This window comes from Sulfuriferula thiophila (assembly GCF_003864975.1).
Taxonomy (GTDB): Bacteria; Pseudomonadota; Gammaproteobacteria; order Burkholderiales; family Sulfuriferulaceae; genus Sulfuriferula; species Sulfuriferula thiophila.
In genome coordinates this window covers 1-14,762 of the sequence record NZ_BHGL01000007.1, presented here as the reverse complement: position 1 = coordinate 14,762, position 14,762 = coordinate 1, and the positions used below count along the sequence as shown (strand labels likewise).

The 14,762-nt window shown below is 49.2% G+C and carries 10 protein-coding genes and 1 tRNA gene; 9 read left to right on the top strand and 2 right to left on the bottom strand.

Features of this window, described 5'->3' with window-relative positions; genetic code table 11:
• Positions 1-48: 48 nt before the first annotated feature.
• Entirely contained in the window at positions 49-783 is a 735-nt protein-coding gene (locus tag EJE49_RS04845; RefSeq protein ID WP_124949292.1) for an rRNA pseudouridine synthase, read from the top strand.
• 40 nt (positions 784-823) lie between these two features.
• Complete coding sequence (locus tag EJE49_RS04840) at positions 824-1,669, top strand: 23S rRNA (adenine(2030)-N(6))-methyltransferase RlmJ (protein ID WP_124949291.1); 846 nt, start codon at positions 824-826, stop codon at positions 1,667-1,669.
• A 130-nt stretch (positions 1,670-1,799) separates the two neighbouring features.
• Here EJE49_RS04840 and EJE49_RS04835 read toward each other — a convergent pair whose 3' ends face one another.
• Positions 1,800-2,756 carry a chemotaxis protein gene (locus EJE49_RS04835; RefSeq protein WP_124949290.1) on the bottom strand — a complete coding sequence of 319 codons (957 nt, stop codon included), beginning with the start codon at positions 2,754-2,756 and terminating at the stop codon, positions 1,800-1,802.
• Between the two features lie 123 nt (positions 2,757-2,879).
• Positions 2,880-4,574, bottom strand: coding sequence for a methyl-accepting chemotaxis protein (locus EJE49_RS14365; RefSeq protein WP_124949289.1), 1,695 nt, complete (start codon positions 4,572-4,574; stop codon positions 2,880-2,882).
• Positions 4,575-5,004: 430 nt separating this feature from the next.
• On the opposite strand from EJE49_RS14365, the gene EJE49_RS04825 reads away from it, so the two are divergent.
• The 7 genes from EJE49_RS04825 to EJE49_RS04795 all read left to right on the top strand — a co-directional run.
• Positions 5,005-5,079 (top strand) — tRNA-Thr (locus EJE49_RS04825).
• Positions 5,080-5,287: 208 nt separating this feature from the next.
• Positions 5,288-6,583 carry a tyrosine-type recombinase/integrase gene (locus EJE49_RS04820; protein WP_124949288.1) on the top strand — a complete coding sequence of 432 codons (1,296 nt, stop codon included), beginning with the start codon at positions 5,288-5,290 and terminating at the stop codon, positions 6,581-6,583.
• Between the two features lie 718 nt (positions 6,584-7,301).
• Positions 7,302-7,550, top strand: coding sequence for a helix-turn-helix transcriptional regulator (locus tag EJE49_RS14405; RefSeq protein ID WP_124949287.1), 249 nt, complete (start codon positions 7,302-7,304; stop codon positions 7,548-7,550).
• Positions 7,551-7,662: 112 nt separating this feature from the next.
• The gene (gene mobC, locus EJE49_RS04810) at positions 7,663-8,019 is read left to right on the top strand and encodes a plasmid mobilization relaxosome protein MobC (protein ID WP_124949286.1); all 357 of its coding nucleotides are present in this window, start codon (positions 7,663-7,665) and stop codon (positions 8,017-8,019) included.
• A 40-nt stretch (positions 8,020-8,059) separates the two neighbouring features.
• Entirely contained in the window at positions 8,060-10,228 is a 2,169-nt protein-coding gene (locus EJE49_RS04805) for an LPD7 domain-containing protein (RefSeq protein ID WP_124949285.1), read from the top strand.
• 315 nt (positions 10,229-10,543) lie between these two features.
• Complete coding sequence (locus tag EJE49_RS04800; RefSeq protein ID WP_124949284.1) at positions 10,544-11,593, top strand: cytochrome-c peroxidase; 1,050 nt, start codon at positions 10,544-10,546, stop codon at positions 11,591-11,593.
• Positions 11,594-11,787: 194 nt separating this feature from the next.
• A partial coding sequence (locus tag EJE49_RS04795; RefSeq protein ID WP_189941712.1) for a beta strand repeat-containing protein occupies positions 11,788-14,762 on the top strand: 2,975 nt, incomplete at its 3' end.

The following is a 14,762-nucleotide window of genomic DNA, read 5'->3' as shown; positions in this document are numbered from 1 at the left end:
GCAGTCTCATGCGGTTACAATAAACGCCCTTGTCTCTATTGTGCTGCCATGACTGAATCCGTACGCCTTGCCAAACGTCTTGCTGAAATGGTGCCTTGTTCACGCCGCGAAGCCGAACAATATATCGAGGGCGGCTGGGTCAAAGTCGACGGCCAGGTGGTCGAGGTAGTGGGTTACCGTGTGCTGCCGGAGCAGCAGGTCGAATTGTCGCCTGACGCCAGCGTTGCCACCGTGGACCCGGTGACTATCCTGCTGCATAAACCGGTTGGTGTGGATGCGAGTGCTGACGAGAACGGTATTAATCCTTTGCTGCAATTCATTACGCTGGAAAACCGTGCCGCCGATGATAAGTCGGACCTGCAATTTCTGCAGCGGCATTTGCGCGATTTGCGCATGCTCATGCCGCTGGTTATCAGCACGAGTGGCTTGCTGGTATTCAGCCAGGACTGGCGGGTGGCGCGCAAGCTATTTGAAGATGCCGATAAGGTCGAGCAGGAATATGTGGTCGAAGTGGCGGGCGAGATAGTGCCTAATGGCCTGGCATTGCTCAACCACGGCCTGACCTGGAATGGCAAGCCGTTGCCGCCGATCAAGGTGAGCTGGCAGAACGAAACCCGTTTGCGCTTTGCGCTTAAAGGTGTGCAGGCGGGGCAAATCAAAGGCATGTGCGAGAAAGTCGGACTGACTGTACTGGCCATCAAACGCATCCGTATCGGTCGCGTGCCCATGGCTGGCTTGCAACCGGGCAAGTGGCGCTATTTGCTGGCGGGTGAGCAATTCTGATGCACTACACAACTCTTAATTTTATGATGCAAACTTCACTATGCTGAGCTATCGCCATGCCTTCCACGCCGGTAATCATGCCGACGTCTTGAAACATTTTGTCGAGCTGCATTTGTTGCAGTATCTCAACCAGAAGGATAAGCCTTACTGGATGATAGATACCCATGCTGGCGCTGGTCTGTATGCGCTGGATCAGGGTTATGCCGTTAAAAATGCTGAATACATGAGCGGTATCGCGCGCCTGATGCAGCGTGATGATTTACCTGCGGCGCTAGCGGAATATGTGGCGCTGGTGCGCGGGTTGAACCCGGATGGTGAACTCAAGATTTACCCCGGCTCGCCGTGGGTGGCAATGCAGGTGCTGCGCCAGCAGGATCAGCTACGTTTGTTTGAACTGCACCCAACCGATAGCAAAGTGCTGCATGAGAATTTTGCCAGTGCCGGGCGGCGTGTGCGCATTGAGGCGACGGATGGTTTTGCCGGGCTTAAGGCATTGCTGCCGCCAGCACCGCGGCGCGCGCTGGTGCTGATTGACCCGCCTTATGAAGAAAAGCAGGATTACCAGCGCGTCCCGGCCACGCTGAAAGATGCGCTCAAACGCTTCGAAACCGGCACGTATGCGGTGTGGTATCCGTTACTGCAACGCCACGAATCGCAACATTTCGCCGAGAGTCTCAAGCGGCTGCCGGCAAAAAGCTGGTTGAATGTCAGCCTGACTGTGAATACGCCATCTGCTGACGGTTTCGGTATGCATGGCAGCGGTATGTTTGTGCTGAACCCGCCGTGGACACTGATGTCTACCCTGAAAACAGTCATGCCTTATCTGACCAAGGTGCTGGGGCAGGATACAGGCGCAGCGTACATACTTGAGGCGCATGAGGGATAACTTCGGATAGCGGAGTTGAGTTAAGCGGTCGTGACTTACTTCGTTTAATAAAATGGTGTTTTTTGTTGCGTAATTCCCCGCCAAGCACAGGTCTTGGCGGGGTGTGATGCCCAGTTACAGCCGTTTGCGTTTAGTTCGAGAGTACTCTGCGGATTGTAGCGGCTAATTCTTCAGCCACAAATTTCGCTACATATGCATCCGCCCCGACATTTTTGACGTGGTCCTCGTTAGCCGTGCCGGTGAGTGATGAGTGAATAATGACGGGTATGGTTTTGAAGCGCGGATCCTGCTTGATATTACGGGTCAGGGTAAAGCCATCCATCTCCGGCATTTCCAGATCGGTCAGCACTAGCGAAATCTTATCATGTATGGTTTTGCCTTCCGCTTCGGCTGCCGCTGCGATGGATTGCAATTGATCCCATGCTTCTTTGCCGGTTTTGGTCATGATGTAAGGAATGCCCATCGCATCCAGGCCTTGTTCTATCAAAGCGCGCGCCACGACTGAGTCATCTGCGGCCAGCAATGTGGTGCCGGGGCGCAATTTAATTTTTTCACCTATGGTATCGGGATTTACATCCGGCCCTTCGGACGGCATCAGGTTGCGCAAAATAGTTTCCACATCAAGCACTTGTACCAGACGTGACTGGTCAGAATTGCCGTCCAGTCGTGCGATGCTGGTGACCATGCCACCCGCAGCGCTGGACTCAGCCGAGAGTACCTGACCCCAATCCAGACGAACGATGTCTTCCACTGATTCGACAGCGAACGCTTGTGTGCTGCGTGCAAACTCGGTCACCAGCATGATGTTCAAACCGGTTTTGGGTACGCAGCCGACGATGGCAGGCAAGTCGATCACCGAGATAACCTGGCCGCGCAGATTGACCACGCCCAGCATGTGCGCAGGCGCTCCGGCAACGGTGGTGATCTGGGGCATAGCCACGATTTCGCGGATTTTGAATACATTGATGCCGAACAGCTCGGAGCGATCGCTGTTGGCGCTCTCGCCCAGTGTAAACAGTAACAACTCAAATTTGTTGGAGCCCGTTAGGTTGGTGCGTTCGTCGATTTCCTGTTGTACCGATTTCATGTTGTCTGCCTCGTTTAATTATAGGTTTCAATTACAGTTTGCAAACCAGTTTAGAGCTGGCGTGTTACCCAAGTGTTAACACGCTGTGCAAATGTACGACATTGCGCTAAATGGTTTGCTGAATCAGAACTCTTCCCATTCCTCGTCGCTGGCAGCTTTTGCAGTGATCTTCTTGCTGGCCGCAGGCTTGGGCTTGCTCACCGCTTTCGCAACTGGCCGGCTGGCAGATATGGTTTTCATAGGGGCGCGGGACTGTTGCGGACGGCGCTGCGTGCCTTCTAATTGAAACTTATTGACCAGCTCTTCCAGATGATTAGCCTGATCCTGCAATGATTTGGCTGCGGCAGCGGCTTCTTCCACCAGCGCGGCATTCTGCTGGGTGGTTTCGTCCATCTGGGTGATGGCCTGATTGACTTCTTCGATGCCCTGGCTCTGCTCACGGCTGGCAGCGCTGATCTCGCTCATGATATCGGTAACACGCTGCACACTGGAGACCACTTCATCCATGGTGGTGCCTGCCTGTGCGGCCTGTTTGTTACCTTGCTCGACCTTTTCGACCGAGTCGTCAATCAGAAGCTTGATTTCCTTCGCCGCAGCGGCACTGCGTTGTGCCAGGCTACGCACTTCGGTAGCGACCACAGCGAAACCGCGGCCTTGCTCACCGGCGCGCGCCGCTTCGACTGCGGCGTTGAGCGCCAGAATGTTGGTCTGGAACGCAATGCCGTCAATCACGCCGATGATGTCAGCGATCTTGCGGGCAGATTCGTTGATTTCACCCATGGTGCTGACCACGTCGGATACCACAGCACCGCCTTTGGACGCGACTTCCGAAGCCGTGGCGGCAAGCTGGTTGGCCTGACGAGCGTTGTCGGCGTTCTGTTTTACGGTGCTGGTCAGCTCTTCCATCGCCGAAGCGGTTTCTTCCAGCGAGCCAGCCTGGGATTCAGTACGGTTCGACAGATCAAGGTTGCCGGCAGCAATCTGGCCGGAGGCCGAGGCAATAGACTCGGTGCCGACACGCACTTCGCCAACGATATCTACCAGGCTGGCATTCATGTTCTTCAATGCCTGCAAGAGCTGACCGAACTCATTGGTAGAGTTGATTTCGATTCTTTGAGTTAAATCACCGTCGGCAACCTTGCTGGCTATACGGATAGCGGTTTCCAGCGGGCCGGAAATGGCGCGGATCAGGAAGTAACCAAAGAAGGCAGCCATTGCTACACCCAGCGCAATGGCGATGATGGAGAGATACTTGCTGAAGGTGTAATTTTTTTGTGAGTCAGCATAGAGGTGTTCTGCAACATCGAGCTGCAGTTTGATCAGGTCGTTAATGTCGTCTCTTTGTGGTGTAAATAGAGCGGCTAGTGTTGTATTTGCAATGCGTTTTGCTTCCTCAATGTTGTTGCTTTTTAGTGCTTCTGTAGCTGGATTTAATCCCTCTTCTCTATATTTTTTGCGGTCTTCAATAAACTTTGCTGCCAGTTTCTGTTCGTCAGCATCAGCATAAGTGGCCATGTAGGCATCCCAGTTTTTATCTATGCGTTCGCGGTTATTTTCGATCACGCTGAGTTGTTTCTGGATGTTTTCGGGAGTGGGATTAATGATGGCGGTGGCAATAGCCAGGCGGTTGTTGGCTGACGCCCGTATTACCTGGTCCAGCGCACCCAAAGCTACTGTGCGATCTGAATAAACAGTGCGCAATGATTCGTTAGTCGTGGCCTGATTGCGTAAACCGAAGGTGCCGATAATGACGAGCATCATCGAGAACATGCCAATTGCAGTTATAAGCAGCGTTTTTATTTTGACATTGGCTAGCATGTTGTTGTCCTCATTAAAAATGGTTGTTAAGGTTTTGCTATTCACTTGCATTAGCTGTTACCAGTGTTTCTACGGCAATACATTTCAGGTGTGTTGCAAGGATAGCGGCAATACTGTGTTCTGGTTTAGATTAAATTGTAAATTTAAATTAACAATCTGTTCTGCTCGAGACTGATGCTGGCTATGGATGTAGTAAGGATGTTACAGCAAGCATGGTCGCGAACGGTTTGCTCCTGTGGATTGTGGTTGAATGCGATTATATTGATTATTGTTATTTTGACATCGTTGCAGATTTTATATGAAAGCACAAATTTTTTATCAAGCTTGTGTAACTGGCTGATCACAGATGGTTTAAGTAGCCATGAAATGCCCCGCTGGTGTATGCAGTGTTGATGGCAATCAAGTCGTAGGCTATAATGGCAGGCTGTCAGCCCGGTTAGTTCTAGTGGTAAAACAAGGCACTCGTAACGCTTAGTCGTCAGTTCGATTCTGACACCGGGCACCATAGACTAGTTTCAAGCAGTCCCAAGAAGTCCTGAAAAGCCCGTTAAACCCAATATATGTAAGGTTTTCGGGCTTTTTTGCGTCTTAGGTAGTCCCAAGTCGTTCCATGTAATCCCATGATGATTGTTGGTTGATTTGTTGTTTGATGCTATATTTTGTGAAAATTTTTAAAAAATCAAACAGCAAATTAAACGAAAGGCTTATGGAATATGAAATTGACTGACCTCAAGGTTAAAAATACCAAACCCACAGACAAGTACCAGAAATTGTCAGATGGCGGCGGTTTGCAATTGCTAATCTATCCAGTACGTAAGAATCCAAAGAGTTCCGAAGATAAACCATTGCCAGATTTAGGTGGTGGTAAAGAATGGAAATTTGGGTACAGGTTTGGCGGCAAACAAAAGACGATTGCCCTTGGTACATATCCTTCATTGACACTAGCGGAAGCTCGTATCAAACGCAATGAAGCTAAAACCTTATTGTCAGGCGGTGAAGATCCTAGCCTATACGTCACCAAGAAAGCTAAAAAAGCCGCAGTTGTGCAAGCACATGCAGTCCTGCAAATTGCAGAAGATAGATTATTTCATCATGTCGCTGTTGAGTATCTCGACAGTCAGAAAGCCGTCCACACAGACAAGCATCATAAAAAATTGGAGGGCTGGTTAAAAAATGATGTAATTCCGTGGATAGGTAAGCGCGCGATTGATGAAATAAGCACGCCTGATATGCATGGCGTCATGAAGCGTATTGAGGAACGTGGCGTGATCAGTACCGCGCATTGTGTTTTAGCTTTATGTAATCGAATATTTAGATTTGCGGTTGTTACTGGCAAGATCGATCGCAACCCTTGTGTCGATTTGCAGGGTGCATTGAAGCCTGTTCAAGGCAAAAATTTTGCGCATATTACCGAACCTAAAGACATCGGAGAATTATTGCGACGCATTGACACCCATAGAGGTACGCACGTTGTAAGAAGTGCGCTCATATTATTGCCCCTGTTGTTTTCACGCCCAGGAGAGCTAAGGCAGATGGAATGGAGCGAACTAGATTTAGACGCGGCACGGTGGACAATTCCAAAAGAAAAAATGCGAAAAGGTAAGCGTGAACATGTGGTTTTATTGAGCACACAGGCGGTGGAAATCATCAAGGGTATGCAGCCGCTTACAGGCGAGTTGCGGTACGTCTTTTGTGGGGCGAATGATGAAACTAAGCCCATGTCCGACGGAGCAATCAATAACGCATTGCGTACGCTTGGTTACAACACGCAAGAAGAAATCACAGGGCACGGTTTTAGACACATGGCATCTACATTACTAAATGAGATGGGGTTTAAGGGTGATTTGGTAGAGGCTCAACTGTCACACAAGGACAAAGACAAAATTAGGGCAACATACAACCATGCTAAATATTTGTTAGAACGTAAGGTGATGATGCAGGTATGGAGTGATTATCTCTATGCTTTAAAGCAGGGCACGGATATATTAGAGTTTAAAAAGGTATCGTGATTTGTCTATGTCTGAATGGGGTGTATGTGATGTTAGGTTGAGTAAATCTAAAAAATAAAATCAATGATTTTAGAATAAATATTGGCTGTAAATTAGACTGTTTAAATACCTAATAACTCCCCTGAAGCTATGTAAATTAAAGTGATCAGATTCAATTTGGAGTGCAATTCAACTATAAGTAAGTGGTGCTGTAATTGTAATAAGTGGTCGATTTTAAATGGTGATGGGCGGCTGGTTTTGAGTTGGGGTTGGGGCGAGTGTAGGGCTTAATATACACATAGCATTTGCTTGTCGCATTGTTGTTTTTAGCCAGATACACTGCATTTCAATATACAAAAAAACAGGTAAAAAGACGCATTTACTTGATGTTTGTTCTCATTTAAATTTCCCTATCAATTGATTTGTAATGTTTTTTTAAGAAAGAAATAAAATCGCTTGCTAGATTTTTATGGGCAGATTACCCTGTTTTCACTTACTGAGTTTTGTAAGGGGGGTGTGTGTACCACCGCAAACTGTTGATGCAGCCAGCGGTGGATTTTTAGAGCAGATTTGGAACAGATGCAACAAAAAAACGTCGGCAGATATTTTCTTGTGGTTCGATCAGATAAAAGGTCGAACTGGTTTATTGTAACGTAAATGTGCGGTAAGTCAATTGCATTCGTTCCTCTTTACAATAAGGGGATGTAATTTGTATCAAACAGTAAAACCTCACGAAATCATGATACGGCTACCTGCTGTGCTGGAAATAACCGGCTTGGCGAAATCAACCCTGTATAAAAAAATGGCTGGCGGTCTGTTCCCACGATCAGTCAAGCTCGGACCTCGCGCTTGCGCTTGGATTGGGTCTGAAATTAATGGGTGGGTAGCGGATCAAATTGCGGCCAGTCGGTTGAATCAGCTCGAATCAGCGATCACACATGAAACTCGGTGCGATCCGCCATACGCATTGGGTTTAATCAAAAAGTAGGGATAGCTTCTCCCTAGCCTCCAGGCAATGCACTTCTTCTGGAAGTGAATTTGCCTGGGAAACCTTAGCGTGCCAAAAGCACCAACATCCAACTTCTAACCAGAGTTAAGCTATGTACAAAGATAATGACGCGTGGAAAAACCGCTCGCATAAATCAATCAAAAGCCGCGAGTTCACAGTCAGCTTGCCGCTGGCCTTAGCTGATCAACTTGTCGAAATGAGTGAATCGACAGGCATGTCCTATTCCGCCGTATTACGTCGCGCATTTGTTGATATGCCCATCCTGACGGAGCGTGCGGAAACGACTCTTGCACAAATGCGATCTGATTTATCCAGAGTCGGTGCCAATCTCAACCAGATTGCCAAAAGGCTAAATCAGTATGCGGATGTTACCCAATCCGAGATCGACGAAACACTATCAGAAGTTAAATTCGTGGTCACCAGTATCAACTTTCAGCTACGACCTTGATTGAGTATGTGTCATCACCGATAAAAGCACGGGGGAAAACATGGCGACTGGCATTATTTTTAAAGTGGCATTGCACAATGGCGCAGAAAACATAGGTCGCCACTTAGGTAAGACTGATGATAATGAAATAATAGAATCCGACGCTGATGCTCGCGATTTTGTACTCGCTTGCGAAGAAATGAAAGCGCAGTCCCTATCGGCGAGCAGTCGGGGAGATAAATGCAAACGTACTTTGCTGCATGTGTCGGTCAGCCCGGAGCGCGACTTAAGTCTAGTCGAATGGCAAACAATCTGGCATGAATATGAAACAGAATTCGGACTTGAAGGGCAGCCCTTCCTGGATGTAAAACATGTCAAAGCTCGGGTGGATGGCAGCAAAATCAAACATTGTCATCGCGTCTACGCTGCAGTTCATCTATTAACAGGCAGAGCGATCGACCAAAAGAATAATTTTGCACGACAAGAAAAACTGGCGCGTGTGCTTGAGTCAACATTCGGCATGATGCATATCAAAGGTCGGTTCAATTGTGCGGTAGAGGCGCAGCTGCGAGATGAAGGCAAGACGAGTGTCGCAGACTCAATGAGTCAAGCTGGACTGCTTGTAGGTAAGCGGCCTATTGCCGACATAAAATCTTGGGAAAATGAGTTGGCTAAGCGTACTGGTACAGACCTGAGTGAAACGCGAGACTTGATAGCCCTAGCCTTTTTATCCTCATCAAGTCAGTTGGAATTCATCGACAAACTAAATGTCCAGGGGCTGAATTTATTCAGAGGCTATAAAGTACCTATCGTTGTTGCTGCTGACGGCGGAGAATATCCACTGCTAAGGTCAATTACACGCTCCATATTAGTGATAGCGCAAAATCGCACCATCAAAAAATACGACATTGATAAAATTATTGATTTCGGCTCATTACCCCTGCTGGCCAGTAACCAACAAGATCGCGCTAAGCAGCTAGCTAAAATCAGTACAAAACTCACAGAAACGCCCCAGGGCGGATCAGAATACGCAAACTCGGTATCCGCGAGTGAACAAGTGCTTAATGATAATGACATGCGCATAAAATCGATTGCTGCAAGGTATGGTGACGATCTTGCAAAAATGCTTAAAAATGCAAATATCATAGAAACAGCGGGTGGCAATATAGCGATATACAGTTTTGGGGCAAGCGTGATAGACAAGGGGTCTGTCATAACAACAAGTCACAGACCGAACCAGAAAAGTATTGATTTGATCATGGATCTGGCAGCAAGCAAGGGCTGGCAAAAATTGCATTTATCTGGCACAGTCGAGTTTAAGAAAATGGCTGCAATAGAAGCACGTAAACGTGGATTTGATGTGCATGACAAAAAGTTGGCGGCCATGGCCGATGCTCGTATCGAAGAGGAATTGGAAATAGCCGGTCTTGGCAGAGCGATATTTGAGTCCGGTGCGGATGCATTGGATACCGTATCCATATCTCAGCTAAAGAAAATAGTAGATCAAAATATCAAGGATGGCGCCGCATCATACCAGTTGCTGAACGAGGAAATCACCGAGCTTGAAAGGGAAATTGCGGCTATGCCTGAAGCTACAAACGATATCTACTATATCGAAATGCCAGATTTGAAACGCGCATTTGAAGCCAGAGACTTCGCTTTTACACAGCTACAATCGGCAAAATCGCGTCTGGCAGAAGCGGGGCAGCACAGAATACTTGGCATGTTTAAACGCAAACATGAGAAACAGGCAGAGGCTAAATTAACTGAAGCGACTGAGCATTACGACATAAAATCAAATGAGATGTCAAAAATGGTCAAATCAATACCGCCTGATATTAAACAACGAGTCAGCGCTATCCTGGCGCGAAAGTCAGAAGCAAAGTCTGTTGTTGAAAAAATGAAGTTGACGCGAGCCTCGGGTATGCCGAATGACTGGGTCACTGTGCGGGATAACCTAAGGCAGTATGGGCCAACATTGACTCGCCAGCGCATTACCATCAAAGGTAAATCGGCAGTTCAAGTCAATGGGGATATTTTGAGAATGGCGACTACTGCACTTAAAGACAACAAGACTAAAGCAGTGCGGAGGATATCAGATATGAAGTCAGCTTTAGCGACAGTAGTAGGGCGGTCTGCAGTTGAGGCTGATACGTTTAAAGGCGCATTGGCACAACCGGTTAGTGGTTATATTGACGCTGCTGCACATAACATGCCTTACCCATCCTAGCGAGTCCGTCATTGAACGGATAGTTTTACTCTCAAAATATCAACTTTTTTCGAGAGCAAAGCAATTGCTTTGACGATAGAAATACTCTCAGAAAAACGATATAAAATGACAGTCGTTGTCCAATTGGGTGAACGCTGAAATGCGAGGTTCTAAGTGAGTATCTTGATTGTTACGACCACGAAATGTTTGGTTGGGCTTAATTTTTGCTGTGATCTATGATCCGCCTAGTTTGATTCTGCTTGTCAGTCAAGGTGTTGCTGCAACCTGTTTTCTATTGTTGTGTAAAAATCCAACTTTATTCCTGAATTAAAGCTTATGAACAAACAGCAGATTTATACCTTGGTCAGCGCGGTGATCCTTGCCTGCTCTGTGATTAGCAGTGGTTATTCAGCTGATATGGTTACCTCAATCAGTAAAATCAAACTGGGCGAACGCCTGTTTAACGACAAACACCTCAGCGCTGATGGCGCCACCAGTTGTGCTACCTGCCATATACCTGAGAAAGCCTTTGCTGACGGGCTCCGTGTCGCCAAAGGTATTAGCGGGCAACTGGGAACCCGTAATACCCCCACACTGTTAAACGTCAACCACGCCACCAGCCTGTTCTGGGACGGACGCCGCGCTACCCTCGAAGAGCAGGCTCAGGACCCATTTATCAACCCGCGTGAGCAGGGGCTTAAAGATCATGAAGCGATAGTCAAAGCAGTGCAGGCAGATACTGGCTACCAAAGCGCATTCAAGCAAGTATTTGGTGCATCTTCTTCCGTTATCACTTTGGCACACATCACCCAGGCCCTAGCCGCGTTTGAGCGCAGTCTGATAGCCGTCGATGCCCCCTATGATGACTACGTACGCACTCATGATACGCATGTGATCTCTGAATCCGCGCGCCGTGGAATGGAACTCTTTCAGGGCAGGGCGCGTTGTGTCAGTTGCCACTTGATGGAAGCGCCCGTTGCCACCTTTACCGACAACCAATTTCACAGCCTGGGCATAGGCTACCGCAAGATCGAACCCCGGCTGGCCGAGATCACCACCCACCTGGCCAATAATCGCAGCCAGCCACTGGATCATCAAATCATCTCCGACGCAGAAATCTCCGAGCTAGGACGCTTTGCTGTTACCCTCAACCCACGAGACATCGCCAAATTCCGTACCCCCAGCCTGCGCAACGTAGCGCTCACTGCACCGTACATGCACGACGGCAGTATTGCCACGCTGGAAGAAGCTGTTGACATCGAAGTCTATTATCGAGGTATAGAACTTAATCGCCCCCTCATTCTCACCCCCCAGGAACGCACCGACCTGGTAACGTTCTTGCAAGCACTCACCAGCCCGTATGTGCTTAAAAAACAAGCGCCCTGATACGCGTGTCAGATAATTCAGGCATCCCCTGTGCGGTAATAAATTCTTAATATTTACACGACATATTCTGTTTGACGTGTAGTCTTTTGTCCTGCAAAATGGCAAAAAATTGGCTCTGCTCAAGAAGCGGGTCATCACACGAAATAAAAGCGTCGACACTCACACGACATAAAGCGCTGAACAGGGAGAGGGTTGTGATAAATATTGCTAGCCGCATCATGCGCGGTCTCGTTGCACTTGTGCCGCTGGTATTGATCATTGGTGTCATGTTTACGCAGGGTATGGACAATGCCTGTGCAAGAGGAAGTGGGGGAGGCACTAATCAGCCGCCTACCGTATCCATAGCAAGCCCGCTTAATAACAGCAGTTATGCCGCACCCGCCACAATTAACCTCACTGCCAACGCCGCAGATAGCGACGGCACCATTGCCAGTGTTGCCTACTACAATGGCAGAACCCTGATCGCAACAGGTGCGACCACCGCGCCTTATGCAGCGACTTGGAGCAATGTCGCAGTGGGTACTTACAGTATCACCGCCAAAGCCACCGATAACGCAGGTGCTACCACTACTTCAACCGCCATTACTGTCACTGTAGTGGCCAATACCCCTCCAACCGTATCTATTACCAGCCCGACCAATAACGCTACTTATATTGCGCCCGCCAGTGTTAGCCTCACGGCTAATGCGGCCGACAGTGATGGTACTACTATTGCCAAGGTCGAATATTACAATGGAACAACACTGATAGGCACCGCCACCACAGCACCTTACGCAGCCACCTGGAATAACGTTGCAGTCGGCACTTATAGCATTACCGCTAAAGCCACCGACAACCTTGGTGCCACAACAACCTCAACAATCACCAACATCACCGTCAACGCCAATCAGGCGCCCACAGTCTCTATCACTGCCCCCGTCACCAACAGCGTGGTGAACGCCCCTGCGACAGTCAACCTCACTGCCAGTGCGGCAGATAGCGACGGCACCGTCGCCAAGGTTGAATATTATAATGGCACCACATTGATAGGGACTGCCACCGCGACCCCTTATGCCGCTGTCTGGAGTAATGCGCCAGCGGGCACATACACCCTGACTGCCAAAGCCACCGACAACCTCGGTGCTGTTACCACCTCAGCCCCTGTTACCCTGATCGTCAACGCCTTACCTACCGTTACCCTGACTTCACCAGCCAACAATGCCAGCTATATTGCCCCCGCTAGCGTCAATCTCACGGCTACTGCTACTGACAGCGACGGCAGCATAGCCAAAGTCGATTACTACAACGGCGCTACATTGATTGGCACCGCCACCACAGCACCTTACTCTGCCACTTGGAGTAACGTTGCAGTAGGTAGTTACAGCCTTACCGCCAAAGCCACCGACAACCGCGGCGGCGTCACTACCAGCGCGGCGATACTGATTACCGTTAAAGCCAATCAGGCGCCTACTGTGGCTATCGTCACCCCGGCCAATAACAGCACCTACACCCCGCCAGCCAGCATCAGCCTCACCGCCAATGCCGCTGACAGCGATGGCTCAGTCGTCAAGGTTGACTACTATAACGGCGCAACATTAATCGGCACCGCTACCACATCGCCTTATACAGCAACCTGGAACAATGTCGCCTCAGGTACTTATACCCTGACCGCCAAAGCCACCGACAACCTCGGCGCTGTCACCACCTCTGCTGCCATCAGTATCACTGTCAACAACCCACCCGCAGTCAGCCTCACGGCGCCAAGCAACGGTGCAATCTACACCGCACCTGCCAATTTCACCTTGAGTGCTACTGCGACGGACAGCGACGGCACGATACAGAAAGTGGATTTCTACCAGAACGGCACCTTGTTGGGATCGATAGGTGTATCCCCATACACCTATAGTCTTAGCAGCCTGCCTGCAGGTAGCTATAACTTCACCGCCAAAGCCACCGACAACAAAGGCGCAGTGACCACCTCAGCAACTGTCAGTGTCACCGTCAATGCCTCCACCAGCATGGTTGCGCCTATTAACTACGTTTATGATGAAGTGGGTAAGCTGACAGGTATGTATGACGCCATTGGTAACTCAGCCAGCTACACCTATGATGCAGTGGGCAACATCCTCGCCGTCAGCCGCAAGAGCGCAGGTGCGGTCACCATACTGGAGTTCACTCCAGACAGCGGCCTGGTAGGTGACACCGTTACTATTACTGGTACAGGCTTTAGCACCACAGCCAGTCAGAACACCGTTAAATTCAACGGCACCCAGGCGACAGTCACCAGCGCTACAGCCAGCACACTGGTTGTTACCGTACCGACAGGGGCAACCAGTGGCACTATCAGTGTCAGCAATTCTGCAGGGTCAGCAACCAGTAGCAGCAACTTCATTGTGAGTATAGCGGGTAGTTCTACCAGTGCCCCTACTATCAGCAGCTTTACCCCGACCATAGCTAATGCTGGGGCGACCCTAGCAATTACAGGGGCTGGCTTCCAGACTAATCTCGTCAATGACAAAGTTTCCATTAACGGTTTGGCAGTCAAAATCACAGCAGCTACCGCCACCACGCTGAATACAGTGATACCGACGGGTGTCGGTTCCGGCAAAATCAAGGTAACGACACCTTACGGTAGTGCGACGAGTGCGGCCAGCATCATCATCCCGCCATCTACCATATTGAGCACAGACGTTATCGCCAACGCCCAGCTTACCGTGGATGGCGCGGCACAATCGTTGGCAATCACCACAGCAAATAAGGTCGGTGTGGCATTGTTTGACGGCACTCAAAATGATTACCTCACCATAGATGTATCCAACTTTGTGGTGAGCCCAACTGGCGGTTCAGTCGCCTATGAAGTGTATAAGCCCGATAACAGCCTGTTAGCATCTGGCACCATCACCGCCACCGCCACTTCGATTCACCTGCCGCTGCTGCCTAGAACAGGAACCTATGCGGTTTATTTCAAACCAGGAACATCTACCGTAACGCTGTCTGTTGCAGTGTCGCATGACAAGGTTATGGTGACAGATGGGGTTGCAGTAGCTGGAAGCATAAATCAGACTGGTGGAACAGCGCGATTGTTTTTTAACGCCACAGCGGGACAGAACCTGGGTCTGGGTATTACGGGGTTAACCTTAAGCCCGACGACTTCGACGTATGCGGCTGTCAATGTATATAACTCAGTGGG